Genomic DNA, 23,175 nt, shown 5'->3' with positions numbered 1-23,175 from the left:
GATTCATCAAGCGTCGGCGGTCCAATACGACCCCGTCCGGAACCGGGCGGGTGACACGGCAACCCACACCGAGGAGTACGCCTATGACCGTCACTGGACCCAACCAAGCCCCGACCGCCGAGGCGGACGACGGCAAGCACGGCGGTAACCCCGCGCCGATCAAGCCGTGGACGCCGCCGGCCCCGCCGTCCCCCGACGGCGACGGATCCTGATAGGAGGCTGACGCCATGACGGACCCCGAGCTGCGGGTCTCCGGTCACCGATCGCTGCTCAATGACCTCGAGGAGCGTGGCTTACTCGCCGACCCGTGGCGGCGCGTGTGGGATGCGGTCCCGCGCGACCAGTTCATTCCCTCGCAAATCTGGCGGCAGCGCCCGACCCGTTGCGAGCCGGTGGCGACCGACGCCGAATGGTGGGACCTGGTGTACAGCGACGAACCTGTGGTGATCCAGGTGGACGACGGGCAGGAGGACGGGCCGGGCATCGCCACCTCGTCCAACTCGATGCCGTCCATGGTCGCGCGCATGCTCGGCATGCTCGAGGTCGAGGACGGGCATCGCGTGTTGGAGATCGGCACCGCCTCGGGGTTCGTCGCGGCGCTTCTGTCCGAACGCCTCGGTGAGGAACGGGTCTTCAGCGTCGAGCTCGACCCGGTCCTCGCCGAGCGCGGCAAGGACAACCTTGCGGCCGCAGGTTACGCGCCGACTGTTGTGCAGGCCGATGGCGGGCATGGCTGGCCACAGGCCGCGCCCTATGACCGGCTGATCGCGACGTGCGCACTGCGGCACGTGCCGTTCGATCTCGTCCGCCAGGTCCGGCCGGGCGGTGTTCTGGTGGCGCCGCTTGCCCGGGAGTTCGGGAGCGGGGCGCTGGTGCAGCTCACCGTCCAGGTGGACGGCACGGCGTCCGGCCCGTTCCGGGGCGGCGCGTCGTACATGCCCATGCGGTCTCACCGTGCCGTGGCGGGAGCACCGGTGGACGAGTCCACCGGCCGGTGCCGGTCCACAGATGTGGACCCGGGGCGCATCGCCAGGCTTCCTTTCGCGCTCTACGCCGGCGCCCGCATGCCGGGCTTGTCGATGGTGAGTCAGCGGGAGAAGAACGGGGCCCGTGTCTGGCTGGATGACGGGAATGGTTCCGGCGCCACGGTTGGGCACGGCGAACCTGTGTGGCTGTACGGGCCTCGGGACCTGTGGTCCGACGTTGAACGGGCGCTCGAGGAGTACACCGGTCTCGGCTCACCTGACACCGAAGAGTTCGGCCTCAATGTGACCGCTGACGGACAGAGCGTGTGGCTGCGCACGCTGGAGGCGGTCATCGGGCCGGACCGCTCCAGCGCCTAAGCGGCCCCGGGAAATGGGGCGTCACGCCCACTTCCCCAGGGCCGCTTAGCCCCCCACCCGGAGGGGCGGGCGGCTGGTTGCGGCTGCGCGCGGCGTGGCCCTGCGTGGAGGAGCGAGCGGCTGGATCTGCCTGGACAACGAGTACCAGGTGAGCGGCCGACCAGTCGCCCGTAAATCATTTGCCCACTGCGCAGGCGGCACTTAGCGTCGTGGCCATGTCCGCAGCCTTCATGGCGATCATCAACGGTGTGCGCGCCGCCGCGTGGCACACCGGCTGGAGTCCGCTCCAGACCTGCCGCCCGCGCGGCCGGCGCCAGGCCCTGGTCCGCCAGGACTCGTACGGCGTCTGATCGCTGCCGCGTCACTCTTTTCCGCGTCTCACGCGTTCCGCCTTCCGTGATCCGTCCTGCGCGCGTGCCCAGGGCCTCCGATGTCCCCGTCGACTCGGACAGGCCCCGACTTCTGCATGCCTGTCCTCCCACCAGAGGACTTCGCCCGTGGCACGCCGCCGCATCGCCCTTTCCCAGAACTTCCTGCACAACGCCGCCGCCGTACGCCTCGTCGTGCGCTCCGCCCGCGTCCGCCCCGCCGATCTGGTCGTCGAACCCGGCGCCGGTGAAGGGGTGCTCACCCGCGCCCTGGCCCATAGGGCCCGCCAGGTCGTCGCGTACGAGATCGATCCCCGGCTGGCCGCCCGGCTCCCGCACCGCACCCGCGCGCACCCGAACGTCCTCGTGGTGCAAGGGGACTTCGTGCGGGCCCGTCCGCCGCGCGAGCCCTTCGCCGTCGTGGGCAGCATCCCGTACTCGCGGACCTCCGACATCGTCCGGTGGTGCCTGGACGCTCCGGCGCTGACGTCGGCGACCCTGGTCACCCAGCTCGAGTACGCCCGTAAGCGCACCGGGGGCTACGGGCGCTGGACCCGGCTGACCGTCGAGACCTGGCCGGAGTACGACTGGCGCTTCGTCGCCCGTATCGCGCGCGAGAGTTTCACGCCCGTCCCGCGCACCGACTCGGCGGTCCTGCGCATCGAGCGCCGCCCATCCCCGCTGCTGGGCCGGGACCGGCTCGCCGCCTACCGCGACTTCGTCGCCCACGGCTTCACCGGTACTGGCGGCTCCCTCCGGGCCACCCTCGCGCGACGCCACGGGACCGCACGGACCCGGGCGGCCTTCCGAACGCTCGCCGTCGACGCATCCGCGCCGGTCGGATACGTGACTCCGGCCCAGTGGCTCGCCCTCTTCTGCGCACTCGGGCCGCGCGCCCGGAACCCGGGAGCCGCACCGGGAATTCGGTAGCATCGCGCGCATGGACGCCAAGGGCGCACCCGGCGCAGCCGCGACCGAAGCGTACGCCGAGGCGGTCCGCGCAACCTCACGCCAACTCGTCGTACTCGACAACGCGTTCAGCGGATTCTCCGCCGCCGCCACAGCGGCGCGCGCCTTCGTATCCGTCCGTCGCGCCTTGCACGACGGAATTCGGGGCGCGCGGTACGAGCGCGAAATTCACTCCGCGGCAGCGGAATTGGCGGAAGTCGCCGCCTGGATGCTCTTTGACGCGGAGCGGCACGCCTCCGCCCGCCGGTTCAACCGGGAGGCGCTCCGGCTGGCGCGGAGCGCGGGGGACCGGACGATCGAGCTCCTCATCCTGCAGAACGTGGCGCTGCACGCCGGATGGGCCGGCCGTGCTCACGAGGAGCTCGCCATCGCCCGCTCCGTCCTGGACCGGGAGCGGCTGACCCCGCGTGCGGAGGCGATCTTCCGTATCCGCGAGGCGAACGGGCTCTTCGGCACCGGCCGCGCCCGGGAGGCGGCCAGGTCCTTCGACCGCGCGCGGTCGTTGCTCGCGGAGGGCGAGCGCGGGAACGACCCGTTCTGGGCGTGGTGGGTGTCGATGGACGAGATCGACGGCCACGAGGGCGGCCGGCATCTCGACGCCGCCGACTGGGACCGCGCCATCCCGTACCTGGAGCGGGCGGCGCTGCACGAGGCGGGTGCGCGGGTGGGCTACGGCAGCATCTTCGATGCCCAGTTGCTCGCGTCCTACCTCGGCGCGGGCGCGTGGCGCGACGCGGAACGCACGGCCGAGACTCTGGCGCGCGCGGTCCACGGCATCGGCTCGGCTCGCACGTTCACGATCCTGAAGCGCACCGCACGGCGAGCCGCGCGGCAGGAGCGCATCCCTCCGGGTGTGCGCGACGCCGTGCACGAGCTGGCGGCCGCGGTCGCGGCCGCGGAGGCTACGCGCTGAGCGGGAACCGCTCGCCCAGCTCCCGGAACACCGCCGTGTTCAGGGCGAATGCGCGCTTGCACTCCTCCACGGCCCGCTGCTTCTCCAGGTCGTCCAGCGGCAGCGCGTCCAGCAGCGCACGGTACTCCCGCTTGAAGGCGGCCGGGTTGCCGATGCCCGCGAAGACGTAGAACCGGACGCCGTCGCCCTTGCGCTCGAAGCCCCAGGACTTCTCGGCGGTGGAGCGGATGATCTGGCCGCCGGAGAGGTCGCCGAGGTAGCGGGTGTAGTGGTGGGCGACATAGCCGGCCGGCCAGTCGCGGGCGACCTCGGTGATACGGGAGGCGTACGCGGCGGTCGCCGGGAGCGGGCGCAGGCCCGCGGACCAGTCGGCGCGGCCGCCGTGCAGATGGCCGAGGTCCCGCTCCAGCGATTCGACGCGCGACAGCTCCGGCAGGAGGAAGGGCCCGGCGACCGGATCGCCCGCGAGGTGCTCCACGGAGTCCTCGAGCGCCCGGTAGACGAACCACAGCTGCTCGGTGTAGCGCGCGTACGCCTCCACGCCGAGCCGCCCGCCGAGCAGGTCGCTCATGAACGTCGAGTTCTCCGCCTCCGTGTGCGCTTCGTGCGAGGCGGTACGGATTTGCGTGGAGAACGGCGTCGGTTCCAAGGCGGCCTCCGGGGTCCGTGGGACGAGGCAAGGATGAGCACTCACGCTTACTTAGGCGTACCTAACTACTTAGGCTTGCCTAAGTCAATGCTTCCCGACATCCCGTCGGTAAAACCCTGCGGCTGCCAGGCTACGGCAGGGTCAGGATCTCCGCACCCGCCTCGGTCACCACCAGCGTGTGCTCGAACTGCGCCGTCCGCTTCCGGTCCTTCGTGACGACCGTCCAGCCGTCGGCCCACATGTCGTACTCGTGCGTCCCCAGCGTCAGCATCGGCTCGATGGTGAAGGTCATCCCCGGCCGCATGACGGTGGTGGCGTTCGGGCTGTCGTAGTGCGGGATGATCAGGCCGGAGTGGAAGGACGAGTTGATCCCGTGGCCGGTGAAGTCGCGGACCACGCCGTAGCCGAACCGCTTCGCGTACGACTCGATGACCCGGCCGATCACGTTGATCTGGCGGCCCGGCCTGACCGCCTTGATCGCCCGGTTCAGCGACTCCCGCGTCCGCTCCACCAGCAGCCGCGACTCCTCGTCGACGTCCCCGCACAGATACGTGGCGTTGTTGTCGCCGTGCACGCCGTGGATGTACGCGGTGACGTCGAGGTTCACGATGTCGCCGTCGCGCAGCACCGTCGAGTCCGGGATGCCGTGGCAGATGACCTCGTTGAGCGAGGAGCACAGCGACTTCGGGAAGCCCCGGTAGCCCAGCGTCGAGGGGTAGGCCCCGTGGTCGCACATGAACTCGTGCGCGACCCGGTCCAGCTCGTCCGTGGTCACGCCGGGCGAGATGAGCTTGGCGGCCTCGGCCATGGCCTGCGCGGCGATCCGCCCGGCGATGCGCATGCGCTCGATCGTTTCCGCATCCTGTACCTCGGACCCGGTGTACGGGGTCGGGGCGTCCTTCCCCACGTACTCGGGACGCGGGATGGAGGCGGGCACGGCACGGGTGGGGGACACGGTCCCAGGGGCGAGAAGCGACTGGCTGGACATGCCAGCGAGTGTATCGAGGTCCCATCGGGCAGCATGGCGGCAGAGGCGGCGGAGAGAGGAGATCGGCGATGGCGCTGTTCAAGAGGAGAACGGTGGGGAAGCCGGGCGAGTGGTACTACTGCCTCGAGCACCGGAAGGTCGAGGAAGGGCCCGAGTGCCCTGCCAAGGACCGCTTCGGTCCCTACGGCACGCGCGGCGAGGCCGAGCACGCCCTGCAGATCGCCGCCGAGCGGAACCTCCAGTGGGAGAACGACCCGCGCTGGCACGACAGCCCTGCCGGGAAGGGCCTGGACGAGAGCTGACGCCGGTCGCGCTGCGGCGGGCGGTGACGCGGCGGCGGCCCGCGCGCTCGCGTGCGCGCCGCCGAGTCGTACGGGCCCCGGCTACCACCGCGCGGGCGGCGGCAGCGTCAGCTGCTCGGCGATCCGGGCCAGCCGGTCGCGGAAGCCGCGGCGGCTGCGCGGCGAGGGCAGCCGGTTCTCCCCGGCGGCGGCACTGACCAGGTGCTGAACGGTCTCGAACCCGAACTCGGAACCGCGCCCGGCTTCGGCCGCGCCGGCCGGCACGGCCGGGCCGCCCGGACCAGCCGGCGCGGCTGAGCCGCCCAGACCGGCCGGCACGTCCCGGCCGCCCGCCGCGCCCGTGCCCGGGGGGACCGCGCCCGTTCCCGGCGCCACCCGGCCGCCCGGCGAACCCGGAGCCGCCATGCCCGTACCAGGAGCCGCCGCGCCCGTACCCGGAGGCACCAAGCCGCCCGGTGCCGCCAGCGCCTCGTGTGCCAGCGCGTGCAGATCGCGGTCGCCGCCGTCGAGCGCGAGGACCGTCGCCCCGGACCTGCGCGCGTCGTGCACCCGCTCCAGCAGGCCCTCGTCCGGCCGCTCCGGCGTCACCACGAGCAGCGTCTCGCCGCGCCCGGCCGCCTCGATCCTGCCGAGCCCGACCGCCAGGTGGGCGGGTTCGCCCGGCCGCACCCGGTGCCGTACGAGCGTGGGGGACAGCTCGGGCAGGCCGGCCCAGGCGGCCTCGTCGTCCAGGTGCGCCGCCAGATGCCACGGCTCGTACGCCTCGCTGCCGACCAGCAGCAGCCCGCCGCCGTGCGGCCCGACGGACGCCCGCAGCGTCCCTGCGAACCGCCGGGTGGCCTCCAACCACTCCGTCCCTGCGAGCACTTCGCGCAGCAGCGCGACCCGTACGGCGTCCATGGCGGGGCATCCTGCCCTATGGCCGGGGACGCGCGGGCCGCTTCCGGGGAGAGTCCCCCACACGGGTGTCACAGGACTGCCACCACGTGTGCCCCGCCGCGACCGCGGCCCACCGGATGTTCATGTGGCGTGCCTTGACGGTCCGTTGGGTCCTGCCTATGGTTCGCGGCAGGACAAGGGACGTCCTACGTCCGCTCGTATGCGATGGGGGCATCGGGAGGGGCTGAATGGCACTCGGCGTGGCCGCTTACGAGGACTCCGTACCCTTCAGGGCGGGCGCCGAGGGGTATGCCAGCTTCCGCATTCCGGCCGTGGTCCGGGCCGCTGACGGAGCGCTGCTCGCCTTCTGCGAGGGCCGCGTCGGGTCCGAGGAGGACTTCGGCGACATCGACATCGTGCTCAAGCGGTCCACCGACGGCGGCCGCACCTGGGGGCAGCTCCAGATCGCGGCGGAGAACGGCGACGACACCGCGGGCAACCCGGCCCCGGTCGTCCTCGACACCGGCCGGGTCGTCCTCGTCCACGTGCGCAACGCGGCCTACGCGACCGAGCAGGAGATCCGCCTCGGGCGGGTCCCCGCCGCGGACGGGCGCCGGGTGTGGCTGCAGCACAGCGACGACCACGGCAGGACCTGGAGCACCGCCCGCGAGATCACCGAGTCCGTGAAGCACCCCGACTGGCGCTGGTACGCGACCACGCCCGGGCACGCCATCCAGCTGCGGCACGGCCCGCACGCCGGCCGGATCGTCGTCCCCGCCAACCACTCCGCCCCGCCGTCCGGCGACGACACCGGCGCCGAGGGCAAGTACGACGGCGGCCACTCCCTGCTGAGCGATGACGGCGGCGAGACCTGGCGGATCGGCTACACCGACAGCAGGTCCAACGGCTACATCAACGCCAACGAGACGACCGCCGCCGAACTCCCCGACGGCCGCGTCTACTTCAACTGCCGCAACGACTCGCCCGCCCCGGGCACCCGCGCCGACGCCCACTCCGGCGACGGCGGCGAGACCCTGGAGCGGCCCTTCCGCCCGCAGGCCGGGCTGACGGGCCCGGTCGTCGAGGGCAGCGTGCTCCCTCTCGGGGACCCGGACGTGCTGGTCTTCTCCGGGCCCGCCGACCCCGGCTTCCGTGCCCTGATGACCGTACGGGCCAGCCGCGACCACGGCGTGACCTGGCAGCCCGTGCACACCGTCGGCGGCCTCCCCGCGGCCTACTCGGACCTCGTACGCATCGACGACGGCACCGTCGGACTGCTGTACGAGACCGGTGACTTCAGCGCGTACACCACCATCACCTTTCGCCGGATTCCCGTGGAGGAGCTGTCATGAGCGCACATGGACCGGACCGCCGTACCGTTCTCGGTGGCGCCGCCGCCGTGGCCGCGGGGCTGGCATTCGCCGGCTGCGGCGACAGCGACGACAGTGGCGGCGAACCCGCGGGCCGCAAGAAGGGCGAGAAGGTCACGCTCACCTTCTGGTCCTGGGTGCCCGGCATCGACAAGCCCGTCCAGCTGTGGAACAGCAAGAACCCTTCAGTCCAGATCAAGCTGGAGAAGGTCTCGGCGGTCAACGGCGCGCAGTACGCGAAGATGCACGCCGCCATCAAGGCGGGCAACCCGCCGGACCTCGGCCAGATCGAATACCCGGTCGTCCCCAGCTTCCTCCTCGACAACGGGCTGCTCGACCTGACGAAGTACGGAGCCGCCGACGTCAAGGGCAAGTTCGAGGGCTGGCAGTGGCAGCAGAGCGTCTTCGGGAAGGCCGTCTTCGCGATCCCGCAGGCGTCCGGCCCGATGGGGCTCTTCGTCCGCCAGGACCTCTTCGACAAGTGGGGCGTCGAGACCCCGCAGACCTGGGACGAGTACGAGGCGGCGGCCAAGGCGATCCGTAAGAAGGGCGCCTGGATCGAGACGTTCTCGGCCACCAACGGCAACCGCTTCGCGGGCTTCGCCTGGCAGAGCGGGGCGCGCTGGTTCGGCGTCGACGGCGAGACCTGGACGGTCACCATCGACGACGAGCCGACCCGGCGGGTCGCCGACTACTGGGAGTCGCTGGTCGAGCAGAAGCTGATCAAGACCATCCCGGACCGGCAGAACGCCTGGTACAAGGACGTCCAGACCGGCGACATCGCCGCCTGGGTCGGTGCCAGCTGGGGCGACGCACTGCTGGTGGGCAACGCGCCGAAGACGGCGGGGAAGTGGCGGGTGGCGCCGCTGCCGCAGTGGAAGAAGGGCGACAACGCCGCGGCCAACTGGGGCGGTTCGACCACGTCCGTGTTCCGCGGCACCAAGTACCCCAAGGACGCGATGGCCTTCGCCGTCTGGCTCAACACCGACCCCGAGTCGATAAAGCTCCTCATCGACGGCGGCTACGGCTGGCCCAGCGCCAGGTCGGGCTGGACCAACGCCGACATGGAGGGCCAGCGGGACTTCTTCGGCGGGCAGCAGTACAGCGAGGTCTTCGAGGCGGCGGGCAAGGCCGTGGACACCAGTTGGCAGTGGGGCCCGGCCATGGACACCCTCTACCAGCGGCTCGGCGATGCCTTCACCGAAGCCCTCAGCAGCGGCGGCTCCTTCCGCTCCGTGCTCACCAAGGTGCAGAGGCAGACCGTCGACGACCTCAGGGCCAAGGGCCTGAAGGTGGAGACCGGGTGAGGCGGCTCACCCGTACCGAGGCACGCAACGCCCGCGTCGCGACAGGCTTCCTGCTGCCCTTTCTCGCCCTGTTCCTGCTCTGCTTCATCGCGCCCATCGGCTACGCCATCTACCAGAGCCTGCTGAAGACCGAGCGGTCCGGGCCGCTCGGTCTCGGCGGCGGCGCGCAGGAGGTCTTCGCGGGCCTGGACAACTACGCGCACGCGCTGCAGGACTCCACCTTCACCTCCGGCTTCGGGCGCGTGCTGCTCTTCGGCGCCGTCCAGATCCCGGTGATGCTCGCGCTCGCCACCACGCTGGCGCTGCTGCTCGAGGCGGCGTCCGCGCGCTGGGTCGGCCTCTTCCGCACCGCCTTCTTCCTGCCGTACGGGGTACCCGGGGTCATCGCCTCGATCCTCTGGGGATTCCTCTACGTGCCGGGGATCAGCCCGTTCGTCGAAATGGGCAAGTCCGTGGGCTGGGACCTGGACTTCCTCTCCAGCGGCACCGTCCTGTGGTCCATCGCCAACATCGTCACCTGGCAGTACGCGGGCTACAACATGCTCGTCCTCGTCGCCCAGCTCAAGGCCGTGCCCGGCGAGCTGTACGAGGCCGCGCGGATCGACGGGGCGAGCGCCTGGCAGGTCGCCCGGCACATCAAGCTGCCGCTCATCCGGCCCGCGCTCGTCCTCACCACCGTCTTCAGCATCATCGGCACGCTCCAGCTCTTCGCCGAGCCGCTGGTGCTGCAGCCGCTGTCCAACGCCATCAACTCCGGCTACACCCCCAACCTGGCCGCCTACAACGAGGCGTTCAAGGGCAACAACCAGAACATCGCGGCGGCCGAGGCGGTGCTGCTGGCGCTCGTCGCGTGCGCGCTGTCCTTCGGCTTCCTGCGGATGGCCGGACGGCGAGGGAGGGACGGCGCATGACGATCGTGCCGGAGGACTCCAAGGACAGAGCCCCTGAGCCGACCGGCAGGGCGGGGAAGGCATCCGGGGCCACCGCGCAGGGCGGCGCCCGGGGCCCCGGGGGACCGCCGCTGCGCTACCGCATCATCACGCGCTCGCTGCTCGCCGTCGCCGCCGTCTACTTCCTCGTGCCCGTCTACTGGCTGGTCGTCTCGGCGACCAAGAGCAGCGAGGACCTCTTCGGCAGCTTCGGCTTCTGGTTCGCCGACCCGCACCCGCTGCGCTACCTCGGCGACCTGCTGGCGTACGACGACGGGATCTACGTCCGCTGGTTCGGCAACAGCCTGCTCTACGCGGGCGTGGGCGCGGTCGCCGCCACCCTGCTGTCCGCCGCCGCGGGCTACGCGCTGGCGAAGTTCCCCTTCCCCGGACGCGAGGGGATCTTCAACCTCGTCCTGGCCGGGGTGCTCATCCCCGGCACCGCCCTCGCCCTGCCGCTCTATCTGCTGTTCAGCGAGATGGGCCTGTCCAACACGTACTGGGCGGTGCTGATCCCCAGCGTCGTCAGCCCCTTCGGCGTCTACCTCTGCCGGATCTACGCGGCCGCGGCCGTGCCGGACTCGCTGCTGGAGGCCGCCAGGATCGACGGGGCGGGCGAAGGGCGGATCTTCGCCACGCTGGCGCTGCGGCTGATGACGCCCGCGCTCGTGACCGTCTTCCTGTTCCAGTTCGTGCACATCTGGAACAACTTCTTCCTGCCCCTGGTGATGCTCTCGGACTCCGACCTCTATCCGATCCAGCTCGGCCTGACCGGCTGGCAGGGCTACGCGGACCGGCAGCCCGTGCTGTACCAGTACACGGTGGGCGGCGCCTTCCTGTCCGTCCTGCCGCTGATGATCCTGATGGGCGTGCTCCAGCGGTACTGGCGTACGGGCCTGACGGAGGGCAGCGTGAAGTGAGCGGGCCGACGTGACATACGCCATGTGAACTGATCGGTAGCGGCCTGGCAGGATCGCTGTATGACGACTACTGACGCTGCAAGCGGTGCACCCCAGAAGACCCCGGCCAAGGACCCGTGGGACCTCCCCGACGTATCCGGCCTGGTGGTCGGCGTGCTCGGCGGCACCGGTGACCAGGGGCGGGGCCTGGCGTACCGGCTGGCCAGGGCGGGCCAGAAGGTGATCATCGGCTCGCGCGCCGTCGAGCGGGCGGAGACCGCCGCCCGTGAGCTGGGTCTGGGCATCGAGGGCGCCGAGAACGCCGACTGCGCGCGGCGCAGCGATGTGGTGATCGTCGCGGTTCCGTGGGAGGGGCATGCCAAGACCCTCGAGACGCTGCGCGAGGTGCTCGCGGGCAAGCTGGTCATCGACTGCGTCAACCCGCTGGGCTTCGACAAGAAGGGCGCCTACGCGCTGAAGCCGGAGGAGGGCAGCGCCGCCGAGCAGGCCGCGGCGCTGCTGCCGGAGGCGCGGGTCACCGCGGCCTTCCACCACCTGTCGGCGGTGCTGCTCCAGGACGAGTCGGTCGAGGAGATCGACACGGATGTGATGGTGCTGGGCGAGTCGCGGGCCGACACGGACCTCGTGCAGGCGCTGGCCGCCCGTATCCCCGGCATGCGCGGGATCTTCGCGGGCCGGCTGCGCAATGCCCATCAGGTGGAGTCGCTGGTGGCCAACCTGATCTCGGTGAACCGCCGCTACAAGGCGCACGCGGGGCTGCGCGTCACCGACGTGTGAGCGCCTAGGTCACCGGCGTCTCGTCGCGTACGGGGCATGGGGGACAATGTCCGGGACGTCACCCCCGGACAGGAGCCGACCCCATGCCCCGCCTCGCCGTCTTCGCCCTCGCCGCCTGCGTGCTCGCCATCGCCGCGGCGGTCGTGTCCTTCGCGCGGGGCAGCTGGCTCGGCATCCTCTGGATCATGATGGCGGGCGTCTCGTCGAACATGACCTGGTTCTCCTTGCGCAGGGCGAAGGCCGAGCGCGCGGCGGGGGACCGTACGGTCACGGGCTGAGCCCGGGTCACCCGCTGGGACAAGACAACGGCCAGGGACAAGACAACGGCCAGGGACAAGACAACGGCCAGGGACAAGACAACGGCCAGGGACAAGGCAACGGCCAGGGACAAGACAACGGCCAGGGACAAGGCAACGGCCTGAGCCGCGTGACGGACCGGCTTACGAGCCGCTCGGCAGCTCCGGCTCTCCCTGCCAGAAGCGGAAGAACTCGTAGCCCAGGTAGGTGTCCCAGTCCGACACCCCGAGGCCGCGCAGGATCGTATCCACAGCGTCGAAGAACACGTGGTTGATCTCGGGCACCCACAGCAGGCCGAAGACCGCGAACAGCCCGAACGGCGCGAACGGTTCCACCTGGCGCCGGATCTTGTACGACAGCCAGGGCTCGATCACGCCGTACCCGTCCAGGCCCGGCACCGGCAGGGAGTTCAGGATCGCGGCCGTCACCTGCAGCAGCGCGAGGAACGCCAGCGCGTAGCGGAAGGGGTCCGGCACGCCGTCCATCGCCCCCAGCCAGAAGGGCGCCGTCAGCGCGACGGCGAACAGCGCGTTCGTCAGCGGCCCCGCGGCCGAGATCAGGCTGTGCTTCCAGCGACCCTGGATGCGCCCGCGCTCGACGAACACGGCACCGCCCGGCAGCCCGATCCCGCCCATGATCACGAAGAGGACGGGCAGCACGATGCTCAGCAGCGCGTGGGTGTACTTGAGCGGGTTCAGGGTGAGATAGCCCTTCGCCCCGATCGAGATGTCCCCGCCGTGCAGCGCGGTGCGCGCGTGCGCGTATTCGTGCAGGCACAGGGACACGATCCAGCCGGACACGACGAACAGGAACACGGCGAATCCGGTGCTCGCCGAGTAATCCGTCCACACGGCCCATGCGGACACCGCCATGATCGCGACGAGGCCGAGGAAGACGGGGCTGACCCGGCGGTCGCTGCGGGCGATGGTCGTGGCCATGGGCGTGAGCTCCTGAGCGTGCTGCGTGCGTGCGGGATGGGGCCGGGGTGTCCCGACCGTACAGGCGGTAGCAGGACAACGTCGCGGGCGCGGGTGTGAGTTCCGGCTCGTTTGCGGTCTTTCCGGCCCGCCGCCCCCGGTAATCATTGGGTCGTCCACCTGCTCGTCCAGCAGAATGGGCCGGTGCGCTACGGCATCCTCGGCACGACGCAGGCCCACCGGGACGACGGGACCCCCGTCGCGCTCGGCGGCGTACGGTTGCGTGCCCTGCTCGCCGCGCTGGCGCTGGACCCCGGCCGGGTGCGTACGGCGGAGTCGCTGATCGGCGAGGTCTGGGACGGCGATCCGCCCGCCGACGCCGCCGGGGCACTCCAAGCCCTGGTCGGGCGGCTGCGGCGGACCCTCGGCCACGACGCCGTCGGCTCCGCGGTCGGCGGCTACCGGCTGTGTGCCGAGCCCGACGACGTCGACCTGCACCGCTTCGAGCGGCTGGCGGGCGAGGGCGCACGGGCCCTCGCGGACGGCGATCCGGCGAAGGCCGCGGCCGTCCTCGACGATGCCCTCGCGCTGTGGCGCGGTCCGGCGCTGGCCGACCTCGCCGACCGTACGGGCGTGGCGGCGGGCGCGGAGGCCCGGCGCCTGGAAGCCCGCCGCTCCCGGCTCGCCGCCGACCTCGGCCTCGGGCGCGCCGACCGCGCTCTGCCGGAGCTCGCCGCCCTCTGCGACGACCACCCGCTCGACGAGCCCCTCCAGGCCCTTCGCATCAGGGCGCTGCGCGACACGGGCCGCGCGGCGGAGGCGCTCGCCGCGTACGAGCACGTCCGCCGTACCATCGCCGCCCGCCTCGGCGCCGACCCGAGCAACGAACTGCGGGCGCTGCACGCGGAGTTGCTGAGTGGCGAGCCGGTCGGAGGGCCGGCCGGAGGGCCCGTCGGGGGTGAGCTGCCGGCCGGCGGCCCGCGGCGGCCGCAGGGCCCGCCCGCGGGTCCGGGAGCCCGGCAGGGCAACATGCGGGCCCGGCTCACCAGCTTCGTCGGGCGCGAGGCCGACCTCGCGACCTTGCGCGGTGACCTGTCCGCCGCGCGGCTCGTCACGCTGATCGGGCCCGGCGGGGCCGGGAAGACGCGGCTGTCGCAGGAGGCCGCTGACGCCGTGGCGGGCGCCTGGCCCGACGGCGTATGGCTGGCCGAGCTGGCGCCCGTCGACGACCCGGGCACGGTCCCCGAGGCGGTCCTCACGGCGCTCGGCGGGCGCGAGACCGTGATCCGCGGCAGCACGGCGGAAGGGCTGCGCGCGGCGGCCGACCCGGGGGCGTACGACCCGCTGCCGCGGCTCGCCGAGCACTGCGCGCAGCGCCGGATGCTGCTCGTACTCGACAACTGCGAGCATGTCATCGGCGCCGCAGCGGAGCTGGCCGAGTTCCTGCTCGGCCACTGCCCGGACGTCACGGTGCTCGCCACCAGCCGGGAGCCGCTCGGCGTGCCGGGCGAACTCATACGGCCCGTCGATCCGCTGCCGGACCCGGTCGCCCTGCGGCTGCTCGCCGACCGCGGCGCGGCCGCGAGACCCGGCTTCCGCACGGACGACGACCCCGAGGCGTGCGCCGAGATCTGCCGTCGCCTGGACGGGTTGCCGCTGGCCATCGAACTCGCCGCCGCCCGGCTCCGGTTGCTCACCCCACGCCAGATAGCGGACCGCCTCGACGACCGCTTCCGCCTCCTGACCAGCGGCAGCCGTACGGTCCTGCCGCGCCAGCAGACCCTGCGCGCGGTCGTCGACTGGTCCTGGGACCTCCTCACCGCCCCCGAACGCGCGGTCCTTCGCCGCCTCTCGGTCTTCGCAGGCGGCTGCGACCTTCCAGCGGCAGAGGCCGTCTGCAGCGACACCCCGCCGGGCGCGGACTCCGACATCCGCGGGGCGATCGACCCCCGCGACATAGCCGCCCTCCTCGGTTCCCTTGTCGATAAGTCGCTCGTTGTCGCCGAGCCCGAGCCCGGCCCCGCGGGCGGGATGCGGTACCGGCTGCTCGAGACCGTTGCGGAGTACGCGGCCGAGCGGCTCGGCGAGGCGGGGGAGCGCGGGGCCGTCGAGCGGCGGCACCTGGTGTACTTCCGGGAGCTCGCCCGTACCGCCGACCCCCTCCTCCGCGGCCCCGCCCAACGCACTTGGCTCGAGCGTCTCGAGCGCGAGCACGACAACCTCAGGGCCGCGCTCCGGCGCGCCGTCGCCGCTCGCGACGAGCACGAGGCGCTGTGCCTCGTGATCTCGCTCGGCTGGTTCTGGCAGCTGCGCGAGCACCGCACCGACGCCCGTGCCTGGGCCAACGCCGCTGCCGCGCTTGGCCCCGACCCGTTCGTCCAGCCCGTCTCGCCCGCGCCCTCGCTGCTCGCGAACCCCACGGACGCGCCGCCGCCCATGACGCCGGACCTCCTCGACGAGGCCCGGCGCGGCGTGCGGCTCATCGCCCTCGCCAACGTCGAGAACAACTTCCACGAGCTGCAGACTCCCGCCATGCAGGACCGGCTGCGCGGCATCGTCGCCGCGTACCGCCCCGGCCAGCCGCAGACCTGCCGCATCCCCGGGGTCATGTGGTGGTACGCGATCCTGCTCACCGGCGACGTCGAGCAGTTGGTGTCGACGATCGACGCCGCCGTCGACGGCTGCCGCGAACTGGGTTACGCGTGGGAGCTCGCGTACATGCTGCAGTTCCGCGCCAAGTTGCTCACCGAGCGGCCCGGCAAGACGGAGGTGGCCCGCCGGGACGCCGACGAGAGCCTCGAGATCTTCCTGCGGCTCGGCGACGTGTGGGGCGTGGCCGAGGCGCTGTCGAGCCGCGGCGAGGCGCGCGAGCGGCGCGGCGAGTACGAGGCCGCCGCCGACGACTACCGGGAGGCGATCCGGTACGCACGGCAGCTCGGCGCCATGGGCCAGGTGCCCCTGCTGCGGGGCCGCCTCGCCGGGGTGCTCATCGAGTCGGGGGACACCGAGTCCGGCGAGCCCATGCTGTGGGACGCGCTGGAGCAGGGGCAGCGCTCGGGCGGCGAATCCACGGCCTTCGTCCGCCTCCACCTGGCGATACTGCTGGGCCGCAGCGGCCGGACCGCCGAGGCCTGGGAGCAGCTCGACCGCATGATGCGGGACGACTTCGCCAACCACGCGCCCCGGTTGTTCGAGGGCCTCGTCAAAGGGCTGGCCGGCTGGCTCGATCTCCTCGACGGCCGGCCCGCCGAGGCGCTCGAGCAGTTCCGCGACGCCCTGGAGGCCGTACAGGACCCGCTCACCGACATGGTCGCCCCCGTCCTGCCCGTGATCCAGCTGATGAGCGGGGCCCAGGCGCACGCCGCCCTCGGCGGAACGGCCCACGCCGGGACGGCCGCACGCCTGCTCGGCGCCTACGACGCGCTGCTGCCCGAGAGCCACTTCTCGCCCGCCGTGGAGCGGGAGGGGCGCGCCGCGGCCGAGGCGGACGCGCGAGCCGCCCTGGGCGACGCGGCGTACGAGCGGGCGCACGCCGAGCACTCCCCGGCCCCACTCAGGTCTTCCCTGCCCCGCTCAGGTCTTCTTGCGGAACTTCGACACCGCGAGCGGCGCCGTCACCGCCGTGATGCCGACCGCCCAGATCAGGGTGATCATGACCGGGTGCCCGACCGCGCCCTGGCCGTTGAGCAGAGCCCGTGCCGCGTCGGCCAGCTGGGACAGCGGGTTGTACTTCGTGAACGACTCCAGCCAGCCCGGCATCGTCCCCGGCGGCGCGAAGATCGACGAGCCGAACTGCAGCGGCATGATCGCCAGGAAGCCCACGCCCTGCACGGCCTGAGGGGTCCTCAGCGAGAGCCCAAGCAGCATGAAGACCCAGGTCAGCGAGGCGCCGAAGGCCAGCGCCAGGGCTATCGCGCCGAGCAGCTCGAGCGGCCCGGTCTTCAGGTCGAAGCCGATGAGGAAGGCCACGGTCAGCAGGATGAGGGTCGAGACCAGCATCCGGCCGGCCTCCACGATGAGCTTGGCGATCAGCACCGAGGAGCGAGCGATGGGCATCGTGCGGAAACGGTCCATCACCCCCTTGTTGAAGTCGTCGTTGACGCCTGTGCCGACCGACATGGCGATGTTCAGGCCGCCCATCGCCATCAGGCCCGGGATGACGTAGTTGACGTAGACGTCCCGGTCGCCGCCGAGGCTGCCGCCCACCGCGCCACCGAAGACGTACACGAACAGCAGCGTGAAGACGATCGGCATCAGCACGGCGTCGAACATCGACTCCGGGTCCTGCTTGATCTGCAGGGCGTTACGGCGTACGAGCGCGCCGATGTGCCGCAGGTTCCCGCGCAGGCCGATGCGTCCCTCGCCGGGAAGGGGCTGTGTGGGTGCCGTGATCGTGGCGGCGCTCATACGGCGACCTCCTGAAGTTCCTTCGCGTCCTGCGGAGTCGACGTCTTCTGGCCGGTGACGGCCAGGAACACCTCGTCCAGACTGGGCAGATGGGTGTCGATTCCGGCGATCGCGAAGCCGCGCTCGCCGAGCAGCCCTATCACCGCGGTCAGCTGCTCGTCGCTGATGATCGGGACGTTGACCAGGCCCTCGGCCGCGTCGGCCGTGGCGCCCGCGATGCCGTCGAGACCGGCTTGCGCGATGGCACCGACCATGCGGCTCAGCTCGCCGGGGTCGGCCGGGCGGATCTGCAGCGTGCGTCCCCCGACCTTCGCCTTGAGCTCGTTGACCTCGCCCTCGGCGATGACCTTGCCGCGGTCGATGACCGTCAGCTGGCTCGCGAGCTGCTCGGCCTCCTCCATGTACTGCGTGGTGAGCAGCACGGTCGCGCCCTCCGCGACCATCCGCTTCACCTCGTCCCACACCTCGTTGCGGGTGCGCGGGTCCAGGCCGGTCGTCGGCTCGTCGAGGTAGAGCACCGCGGGCTGCCCGATCATGGACGCGGCCAGGTCGAGGCGGCGGCGCATACCGCCGGAGTACTGCGAGGCGGGCCGCTTGGCGGCCTCGGTCAGCGAGAACCGCTCGAGCATCTCGTCCGCGCGCCTGCGGGCGTCCCTGCGGGGCAGGTCGAGCAGCCGCCCGATCATGTAGAGGTTCTCCCAGCCGGAGAGCTTCTCGTCGACCGAGGCGTACTGCCCGGTCAGGCCGATGGTGCGGCGCAGCTGCCGGGGCTGCTTCACCACGTCGTACCCGGCTACGGTCGCGGTGCCGGCGTCCGGCACCAGAAGAGTGGAGAGGCACCGGACGAGTGTCGTCTTGCCGGCGCCGTTGGGGCCGAGGACACCGAGGACGGTGCCCTCCTTCACATCGAGGTCCACGCCGTCTACGGCCCTGGTCTCGCCGAAGTGCTTGACCAGCCCCCGTACTTCGACGGCGTTTCCGCCACCGGAGTTCTTGTCGTATCGCGTCATGCGGCGAGCTTCTCAGGCCCCACCGACAACGCACCGACATCGCACCGACAAGACGCCGCCAGCCCGCCGCGGGGAAGTGAACGGCGGGCTGTCGGCCGGGAGATCGGTCTTGGTGGCTGTGTCTATCCGGGGGACGCTGCACACCACAGCGGCTCCGCCGCGGGCCGGACCCCCGGCAGGAACAACCTCATGCAGCCGGCCTCAGTGAAAACTGTGCTGCTCGGTCGGGTACGCCCCGCCGACGACGTCCTCGGCGAAGGCCTTCGCCGCGCCGCCCAGCACCTCGCGCAGCTGCGCGTACTGCTTGACGAACCGGGGCACGCGGCCGCCCGTCATGCCCGCCATGTCCGTCCACACCAGCACCTGCGCGTCGCAGTCCGGACCCGCGCCGATGCCGACCGTCGGGATGTGCAGCGAGCGCGTGACCTCGGCGGCCAGCTCGGACGGTACGAGTTCCAGCACGACCGCGAAGGCGCCCGCGTCCTGCACCGCCTTGGCGTCACGGAGCAGCTGCTGGGCGGCCTCCTCGCCGCGCCCCTGCACCGGGTAGCCGCCGTAGGCGTTGACGGACTGCGGGGTGAGGCCGACGTGCGCCATGACCGGGATGCCGGACTCGACGAGCAGCTCGATCTGGTGCGCGGACCGCTCGCCGCCCTCCAGCTTCACTGCGCCCACGCCCGCGTCCTTGACCAGCCGGGTGGCGCTGCGCAGTGCCTGCACCGGGCCCTCCTGGTACGAGCCGAAGGGCAGGTCGCCGACGATCAGGGCGCGCTTGGTGCCGCGGACGACCGCGGCCGAGAGCAGGGTCATCTCGTCCATCGTGACGGGGACGGTGGACTCGTAGCCGAGGTGGCAGTTGCCCATCGAGTCGCCGACGAGCATGACGGGGATGCCGGCCTCGTCGAAGACGGAGGCGGTCATCGCGTCGTACGCGGTGAGCATGGGCCACTTCTCGCCGCGCTGCTTGGCGGCGGCGATGTCGCGGACGGTGATGCGCCGGGTGCCGGTGCCGCCGTACAGCGCCTTGCTGCTGTCAGCGCTGCTGCTGTCGGCAGGGGATTTCCGGGCAGGCGAAACGTGCGTCATTGCAACGGCTCCTTCGTCATCTCGAGGCGCCCTGACGGCGTCCCCGGACCAGCTCCATGGTGGCACCTGCCGCCGATACCGCAAAGGGGAGCGGCGAACGGGCGGCGCAGCGTGACGCAACTCATCGGAACTCTTCAGATACGGAACGGGTTCGTATCGTAAAGATGTAGCCTGGGCCGCATGTCGACTCCCGCCGGCACTCCCGCAGCCCGTACCGTCTCCGAGGCCGTCCACCGGCGCCGCTGGCTGATCCTCTCCGTGCTCATGTTCAGCCTGCTCATCGTGGTGCTGGACAACTCGATCCTGAACGTGGCGATGAAGACGATCGCCACCCCGCCGCCGACCGGACTCGGCGCCACCCAGAGCGAGCTGGAGTGGGCGATCAACGCCTACACGCTCGTCTTCGCGGGCATCCTCTTCACCGCAGGGCTCCTGGGCGACCGACTCGGACGCAAAAAGGTCCTGCTCTTCGGCATGGCCCTCTTCGGCATCGGCTCGGTGCTCGCCGCGATGTCCGATTCACCCGTCCAGCTGATTGCGTTCCGCGCCCTTATGGGCTTCGGCGGCGCCTTCGTCATGCCCGCCACGCTGGCCATCCTCATGAACGTCTTCGAGCGCGACGAGCAGCCCAAGGCCATAGGAATCTGGGTCGGCGGCGTCGGCCTCGCCATCGCGATAGGGCCGATCACCGGCGGGCTGCTGCTCGAGCACTTCTGGTGGGGCTCGGTCTTCCTGGTCAACGTCCCCATCGTGGCCGCCGGGCTGCTCGGCATGCTGCTGCTCGTCCCCGACTCCAGGGACCCGAGGCCGGGCCGCCTCGATCCGTTCGGCGTGCTGCTGTCCGTCGTCGGGCTCGTGCTGCTGGTCTACGGGATCATCAAGGGCGGGCAGCTCGCCGACTTCGCCGACCGTGAGGTGCTCGGCTCGATCGGCGCGGGCCTCCTCGTACTCCTGGCTTTCGTGCTGCACGAGAAGCGCAGCGACCACCCGGCGATCGATATCGGCTACTTCCGCATGCCCGCCTTCTCCGCGGCCATCGCCGCCATCGCGCTCGTCTTCTTCGCGCTCATGGGCGTGACGTTCTTCACCGTCTTCTACACGCAGAGCGTGCGCGGCTACACCCCGCTCGAGACGGGCGTGCTGATACTGCCGCTCGCGCTCGCGCAGATGGTCTTCGCGCCGCGCGCCCGCCTCGTTGTGGAACGGTTCGGCTCCCGCGCGGTGTGTACGGGCGGGATGCTGCTGGTCGCGGTCACCCTGGCGGGCTTCGTGCTGCTCGACCAGGACACCCCGATCTGGGTGCTGGAGGTGCTGTTCTTCCTTCAGGGCGCGGGTATGGCCCACATCATGCCGCCCGTCACCACCTCGATCATGCAGTCGCTGCCGAGGGAGAAGGCGGGCTCCGGATCCGCGCTCAACAACACCTTCCGGCAGGTGGGCGGGGCCCTGGGCGTCGCCGTCCTCGGGTCCCTGCTGTCCACTGGCTACCGCGACGGCATCCGGGACGAGCTGACGGTGCTGCCGCCGGGCGCCCGGCACGACGCCGGCGAGTCGATCGAGGCGACCCTCGCGGCCGCCGAGCGCATCGGCCCCGCCGGGAAGTCGCTGGTGCAGCCCGCCAACGAGGCCTTCATCCACGCCATGCACGTGACCGTCCTGTTCGGGGCCGGCGTCGCCGTGATCGGGGCGCTCGTCGTCGCGCTCTTCATGCCCGGCCGCCGCCCCGCCGAGAGCCCGGACGAGGAGCAGCAGGCCGTCGGAGCGGGGGTCCCGCAGGCCGGGGGCCGGGGGAGCGGGGGCCCATGACCACCGCCGAGCGCCGCGGCCGCCCGCGCAGCGCCGCCGTCGACACGGCGGTCATCGAGGCCGTGCTCCGGCTCCTCGAGGAGGGCACCCCGGTGGGCAGGCTGTCGATGGAACGGATCGCCCGCGAGGCCGGAGTCGGCAAGGCCACCGTCTACCGCCGCTGGCCCGGCAAGGAGGCCCTGCTCCTCGACGTCATGCGCTCGCTCGACGTGCACACCCCCGAGGCCGCCGGGGTCTCGGTCCGCGACGATCTCGTCCTCATGCTGGAGTTCCTGCGCCGCCGCGGCCTGGCCAAGCGCTCCTCCGCCGTGATGCGCGCCGTCATCACCGAGGTCACGTCGCATCCGGACCTGTGGAAGGAGTACCAGGACACGGTCATACGGGGGCGGCGTGACGCCGTGTACGAGGTGCTGCGGCGCGGCATGGCCACCGGCGAGATCCGCGCCGACGTGGACCTCGAGCTGCTGGCCGATCTGTTCACCGGGCCGATGCTCGCCCGCGTCGTCCTGCACGAATGGCAGGAGCTGCCGGAGGGCCTGGCCGAGCGCATCGTCGACACGGTGCTCGAAGGAGTGCGCCCGCCCGCGGCCACCTGACGCGGCCGGGCGACAGTCATCTGGCGGCCACGTGGCGACGCATGCGCGCGCACCGCCCGACGCGAGGGTCGTATGGCCGCCTTCCTCCCCTTACTCCCGGTATTTGTTCAGGTTTTGTCACAGGGGTCCGCACGCGGGTACCGGCCGGAACCCCTTGCGCCGCCGCGTTCGTCCTCGTAGGAGATCAGCCGCCGGGGGCGGCACGGAAAGCCCCCGCCCATCGCCTATGGTGCGTAGACGGGGCAGTGCGAAGCAGCGAGGAACGGCATATGACGCAGGCGTACACGAGGCATACGGGACGCGGCAGCTCGAACCCCGAGCGGTCCGGATCCCGCGCCCGGCGCCTGCTGAGCGGAGGGCGTGACAGAAGAGTGTGGCGCCGCGGGATCGTCCTCGCCGTCTTCGCCCTGGTGCTTGCCGGGCTGATGGGCCTTCACTCCCACATCCCCAACGCCGTGGGCAACTTCGGCAGCCTGCTGGAGACCTTCCTGCCCTGGCTCGGCCTCGGCATCCCGGTTCTGCTGCTGCTCGCGCTGGTGCGCAGGTCGGGGACCGCGCTGCTCGCGCTGCTGCTCCCGACGGTGGTGTGGCTGAACCTGTTCGGCGGCCTCGTCGCCACCAAGTCCTCGGGCACGGACGGCGATCTCACGGTGGCCACCCACAATGTCAACGCCGACAACGCCGACCCTGGGGGGACCGCGCGCGACGTGGCCGCCGCGGGCGCAGACGTCGTGGCGCTGGAGGAGCTGACGGGGGCCGCCGTGTCGACGTACGAGAAGGCGCTGGCGGGCACGTACAAGTACCACTCCGTGCAGGGCACGGTCGGGGTCTGGAGCAAGTACCCGCTGAGCGACACCCGGCCCGTCGACATCAAGCTCGGCTGGACGCGCGCGCTGCGCAGCACGGTCCGGACCCCGGAGGGCGAGGTCGCGGTGTACGTCGCTCATCTGCCGTCGGTGCGTGTGAAGTTCAACGCGGGCTTCACGGCGGGGCAGCGGGACGGCAGTGCGGAGGCGCTGGGGCGCGCCATCGCGCAGGAGCCGATCAAGGAGGTCGTACTGCTCGGCGACCTCAACGGGACGATGAACGACCGCGCCCTGGCGCCCGTCACCTCGCAGCGGATGCGCTCCACGCAGGGCGCGGCGGGCGACGGATTCGGCTTCAGCTGGCCCGCGTCGCTCCCGATGGCGCGGATCGACCAGATCATGGTGCGGGACCTGGAGCCGGTCTCGTCGTGGACGCTGCCGGCGACCGGGAGCGACCATCTGCCGATCGCGGCCTCGGTCCGGCGCTGAGCAGTCGCAGGCCCGGCGCGCGGACGAGCAGGAGCGTTCGCGCCGAG

At 71.7% G+C, this 23,175-nt stretch carries 22 protein-coding genes and 1 pseudogene; 16 read left to right on the top strand and 7 right to left on the bottom strand.

Annotation, left to right across the window (positions count from 1 at the left end; translation table 11 throughout):
* Positions 1–83: 83 nt before the first annotated feature.
* The 5 genes from ACTWP8_RS00390 to ACTWP8_RS00370 all read left to right on the top strand — a co-directional run bounded on the left by ACTWP8_RS00390 (position 84) and on the right by ACTWP8_RS00370 (position 3,593).
* Entirely contained in the window at positions 84–212 is a 129-nt protein-coding gene (locus tag ACTWP8_RS00390; RefSeq protein ID WP_443320112.1) for a hypothetical protein, read from the top strand.
* A gap of 15 nt (positions 213–227) precedes the next feature.
* On the top strand, positions 228–1,343 hold the full coding sequence (locus tag ACTWP8_RS00385; protein WP_443320111.1) for a methyltransferase domain-containing protein: 1,116 nt from the start codon (positions 228–230) through the stop codon (positions 1,341–1,343).
* A 215-nt stretch (positions 1,344–1,558) separates the two neighbouring features.
* The gene (locus tag ACTWP8_RS00380; protein ID WP_443320110.1) at positions 1,559–1,693 is read left to right on the top strand and encodes a hypothetical protein; all 135 of its coding nucleotides are present in this window, start codon (positions 1,559–1,561) and stop codon (positions 1,691–1,693) included.
* Between the two features lie 120 nt (positions 1,694–1,813).
* A complete protein-coding gene (erm, locus tag ACTWP8_RS00375) occupies positions 1,814–2,641 on the top strand; it encodes an ErmE/ErmH/ErmO/ErmR family 23S rRNA (adenine(2058)-N(6))-methyltransferase (protein WP_443320433.1) in 828 nt (275 codons plus the stop codon).
* Between the two features lie 10 nt (positions 2,642–2,651).
* Positions 2,652–3,593, top strand: coding sequence for a hypothetical protein (locus tag ACTWP8_RS00370; RefSeq protein ID WP_443320109.1), 942 nt, complete (start codon positions 2,652–2,654; stop codon positions 3,591–3,593).
* On the opposite strand, the gene ACTWP8_RS00365 is transcribed toward ACTWP8_RS00370, so the two are convergent.
* Positions 3,583–4,242 carry a biliverdin-producing heme oxygenase gene (locus tag ACTWP8_RS00365; RefSeq protein WP_443320108.1) on the bottom strand — a complete coding sequence of 220 codons (660 nt, stop codon included), beginning with the start codon at positions 4,240–4,242 and terminating at the stop codon, positions 3,583–3,585. The two genes, ACTWP8_RS00370 and ACTWP8_RS00365, sit on opposite strands and share 11 nt — an antisense overlap.
* A 130-nt stretch (positions 4,243–4,372) precedes the next feature.
* Positions 4,373–5,230 carry a type I methionyl aminopeptidase gene (gene map, locus ACTWP8_RS00360; RefSeq protein ID WP_443315893.1) on the bottom strand — a complete coding sequence of 286 codons (858 nt, stop codon included), beginning with the start codon at positions 5,228–5,230 and terminating at the stop codon, positions 4,373–4,375.
* A 68-nt stretch (positions 5,231–5,298) separates the two neighbouring features.
* Here map and ACTWP8_RS00355 point away from each other — a divergent pair, with 68 nt between their 5' ends.
* The gene (locus ACTWP8_RS00355) at positions 5,299–5,532 is read left to right on the top strand and encodes a hypothetical protein (protein WP_443320107.1); all 234 of its coding nucleotides are present in this window, start codon (positions 5,299–5,301) and stop codon (positions 5,530–5,532) included.
* An 81-nt stretch (positions 5,533–5,613) separates the two neighbouring features.
* On the opposite strand, the gene ACTWP8_RS00350 is transcribed toward ACTWP8_RS00355, so the two are convergent.
* Complete coding sequence (locus ACTWP8_RS00350; RefSeq protein WP_443320106.1) at positions 5,614–6,432, bottom strand: hypothetical protein; 819 nt, start codon at positions 6,430–6,432, stop codon at positions 5,614–5,616.
* A gap of 227 nt (positions 6,433–6,659) precedes the next feature.
* On the opposite strand from ACTWP8_RS00350, the gene ACTWP8_RS00345 reads away from it, so the two are divergent.
* The 6 genes from ACTWP8_RS00345 to ACTWP8_RS00320 all read left to right on the top strand — a co-directional run bounded on the left by ACTWP8_RS00345 (position 6,660) and on the right by ACTWP8_RS00320 (position 11,992).
* Positions 6,660–7,763 (top strand): sialidase family protein, encoded by a 1,104-nt coding sequence (locus ACTWP8_RS00345; RefSeq protein WP_443320105.1) that lies wholly within the window; start codon positions 6,660–6,662, stop codon positions 7,761–7,763.
* A complete protein-coding gene (locus ACTWP8_RS00340) occupies positions 7,760–9,088 on the top strand; it encodes an ABC transporter substrate-binding protein (protein WP_443320104.1) in 1,329 nt (442 codons plus the stop codon). Before ACTWP8_RS00345 ends, ACTWP8_RS00340 begins: the two co-directional genes overlap by 4 nt.
* On the top strand, positions 9,085–9,999 hold the full coding sequence (locus ACTWP8_RS00335; protein WP_443320103.1) for a carbohydrate ABC transporter permease: 915 nt from the start codon (positions 9,085–9,087) through the stop codon (positions 9,997–9,999). Before ACTWP8_RS00340 ends, ACTWP8_RS00335 begins: the two co-directional genes overlap by 4 nt.
* On the top strand, positions 9,996–10,937 hold the full coding sequence (locus tag ACTWP8_RS00330) for a carbohydrate ABC transporter permease (protein ID WP_443320102.1): 942 nt from the start codon (positions 9,996–9,998) through the stop codon (positions 10,935–10,937). Before ACTWP8_RS00335 ends, ACTWP8_RS00330 begins: the two co-directional genes overlap by 4 nt.
* A gap of 60 nt (positions 10,938–10,997) precedes the next feature.
* The gene (gene npdG, locus ACTWP8_RS00325) at positions 10,998–11,714 is read left to right on the top strand and encodes an NADPH-dependent F420 reductase (protein WP_443320101.1); all 717 of its coding nucleotides are present in this window, start codon (positions 10,998–11,000) and stop codon (positions 11,712–11,714) included.
* Between the two features lie 83 nt (positions 11,715–11,797).
* The gene (locus ACTWP8_RS00320) at positions 11,798–11,992 is read left to right on the top strand and encodes a hypothetical protein (protein WP_443320100.1); all 195 of its coding nucleotides are present in this window, start codon (positions 11,798–11,800) and stop codon (positions 11,990–11,992) included.
* A 162-nt stretch (positions 11,993–12,154) separates the two neighbouring features.
* Here ACTWP8_RS00320 and ACTWP8_RS00315 read toward each other — a convergent pair whose 3' ends face one another.
* Positions 12,155–12,949, bottom strand: coding sequence for a site-2 protease family protein (locus ACTWP8_RS00315; RefSeq protein ID WP_443320099.1), 795 nt, complete (start codon positions 12,947–12,949; stop codon positions 12,155–12,157).
* 183 nt (positions 12,950–13,132) lie between these two features.
* On the opposite strand from ACTWP8_RS00315, the pseudogene ACTWP8_RS00310 reads away from it, so the two are divergent.
* Positions 13,133–16,465: pseudogene (locus tag ACTWP8_RS00310) on the top strand (AfsR/SARP family transcriptional regulator); the annotation flags it as partial.
* Positions 16,466–16,501: 36 nt separating this feature from the next.
* Here ACTWP8_RS00310 and ACTWP8_RS00305 read toward each other — a convergent pair.
* From ACTWP8_RS00305 to panB, 3 genes are all read right to left on the bottom strand, one after another.
* Positions 16,502–17,335 (bottom strand): ABC transporter permease, encoded by an 834-nt coding sequence (locus ACTWP8_RS00305; protein ID WP_443320432.1) that lies wholly within the window; start codon positions 17,333–17,335, stop codon positions 16,502–16,504.
* On the bottom strand, positions 17,332–18,345 hold the full coding sequence (locus ACTWP8_RS00300) for an ATP-binding cassette domain-containing protein (RefSeq protein ID WP_443320098.1): 1,014 nt from the start codon (positions 18,343–18,345) through the stop codon (positions 17,332–17,334). Before ACTWP8_RS00300 ends, ACTWP8_RS00305 begins: the two co-directional genes overlap by 4 nt.
* Before the next feature lie 201 nt (positions 18,346–18,546).
* Positions 18,547–19,431, bottom strand: coding sequence for a 3-methyl-2-oxobutanoate hydroxymethyltransferase (gene panB / locus ACTWP8_RS00295; protein WP_443315881.1), 885 nt, complete (start codon positions 19,429–19,431; stop codon positions 18,547–18,549).
* Positions 19,432–19,611: 180 nt separating this feature from the next.
* Between panB and ACTWP8_RS00290 the strand changes: the two genes are divergently transcribed.
* The 3 genes from ACTWP8_RS00290 to ACTWP8_RS00280 all read left to right on the top strand — a co-directional run bounded on the left by ACTWP8_RS00290 (position 19,612) and on the right by ACTWP8_RS00280 (position 23,128).
* Positions 19,612–21,237: an MFS transporter gene (locus tag ACTWP8_RS00290; RefSeq protein ID WP_443320097.1), complete on the top strand. Its 1,626-nt coding sequence runs from the start codon at positions 19,612–19,614 to the stop codon at positions 21,235–21,237.
* Entirely contained in the window at positions 21,234–21,833 is a 600-nt protein-coding gene (locus ACTWP8_RS00285; protein WP_443320096.1) for a TetR/AcrR family transcriptional regulator, read from the top strand. The genes ACTWP8_RS00290 and ACTWP8_RS00285 overlap by 4 nt, the downstream gene beginning before the upstream one ends.
* A gap of 269 nt (positions 21,834–22,102) precedes the next feature.
* Complete coding sequence (locus tag ACTWP8_RS00280; RefSeq protein WP_443320095.1) at positions 22,103–23,128, top strand: endonuclease/exonuclease/phosphatase family protein; 1,026 nt, start codon at positions 22,103–22,105, stop codon at positions 23,126–23,128.
* Positions 23,129–23,175 lie beyond the last annotated feature (47 nt).

The sequence above is a fragment of the Streptomyces sp. 7N604 genome (assembly GCF_052245475.1).
In the GTDB taxonomy this organism is placed as follows: Bacteria; Actinomycetota; Actinomycetes; order Streptomycetales; family Streptomycetaceae; genus Streptomyces.
This window is presented reverse-complemented; position numbering and strand designations above follow the sequence as displayed.

Excerpts from the sequence above, each read along its gene's own strand:
- ACTWP8_RS00390 (WP_443320112.1), top strand. The coding sequence starts at position 84 with ATGACCGTCACTGGACCCAACCAAGCCCCGACCGCCGAGGCGGACGAC.
- ACTWP8_RS00385 (WP_443320111.1), top strand. The coding sequence starts at position 228 with ATGACGGACCCCGAGCTGCGGGTCTCCGGTCACCGATCGCTGCTCAAT.
- ACTWP8_RS00380 (WP_443320110.1), top strand. The coding sequence starts at position 1,559 with ATGTCCGCAGCCTTCATGGCGATCATCAACGGTGTGCGCGCCGCCGCG.
- ACTWP8_RS00370 (WP_443320109.1), top strand. The coding sequence starts at position 2,652 with ATGGACGCCAAGGGCGCACCCGGCGCAGCCGCGACCGAAGCGTACGCC.
- map (WP_443315893.1), bottom strand. The coding sequence starts at position 5,230 with ATGTCCAGCCAGTCGCTTCTCGCCCCTGGGACCGTGTCCCCCACCCGT.
- ACTWP8_RS00355 (WP_443320107.1), top strand. The coding sequence starts at position 5,299 with ATGGCGCTGTTCAAGAGGAGAACGGTGGGGAAGCCGGGCGAGTGGTAC.
- ACTWP8_RS00350 (WP_443320106.1), bottom strand. The coding sequence starts at position 6,432 with ATGGACGCCGTACGGGTCGCGCTGCTGCGCGAAGTGCTCGCAGGGACG.
- ACTWP8_RS00345 (WP_443320105.1), top strand. The coding sequence starts at position 6,660 with ATGGCACTCGGCGTGGCCGCTTACGAGGACTCCGTACCCTTCAGGGCG.
- ACTWP8_RS00340 (WP_443320104.1), top strand. The coding sequence starts at position 7,760 with ATGAGCGCACATGGACCGGACCGCCGTACCGTTCTCGGTGGCGCCGCC.
- ACTWP8_RS00330 (WP_443320102.1), top strand. The coding sequence starts at position 9,996 with ATGACGATCGTGCCGGAGGACTCCAAGGACAGAGCCCCTGAGCCGACC.
- npdG (WP_443320101.1), top strand. The coding sequence starts at position 10,998 with ATGACGACTACTGACGCTGCAAGCGGTGCACCCCAGAAGACCCCGGCC.
- ACTWP8_RS00320 (WP_443320100.1), top strand. The coding sequence starts at position 11,798 with ATGCCCCGCCTCGCCGTCTTCGCCCTCGCCGCCTGCGTGCTCGCCATC.
- ACTWP8_RS00315 (WP_443320099.1), bottom strand. The coding sequence starts at position 12,949 with ATGGCCACGACCATCGCCCGCAGCGACCGCCGGGTCAGCCCCGTCTTC.
- ACTWP8_RS00305 (WP_443320432.1), bottom strand. The coding sequence starts at position 17,335 with ATGAGCGCCGCCACGATCACGGCACCCACACAGCCCCTTCCCGGCGAG.
- ACTWP8_RS00300 (WP_443320098.1), bottom strand. The coding sequence starts at position 18,345 with ATGACGCGATACGACAAGAACTCCGGTGGCGGAAACGCCGTCGAAGTA.
- panB (WP_443315881.1), bottom strand. The coding sequence starts at position 19,431 with ATGACGCACGTTTCGCCTGCCCGGAAATCCCCTGCCGACAGCAGCAGC.
- ACTWP8_RS00290 (WP_443320097.1), top strand. The coding sequence starts at position 19,612 with ATGTCGACTCCCGCCGGCACTCCCGCAGCCCGTACCGTCTCCGAGGCC.
- ACTWP8_RS00285 (WP_443320096.1), top strand. The coding sequence starts at position 21,234 with ATGACCACCGCCGAGCGCCGCGGCCGCCCGCGCAGCGCCGCCGTCGAC.
- ACTWP8_RS00280 (WP_443320095.1), top strand. The coding sequence starts at position 22,103 with ATGACGCAGGCGTACACGAGGCATACGGGACGCGGCAGCTCGAACCCC.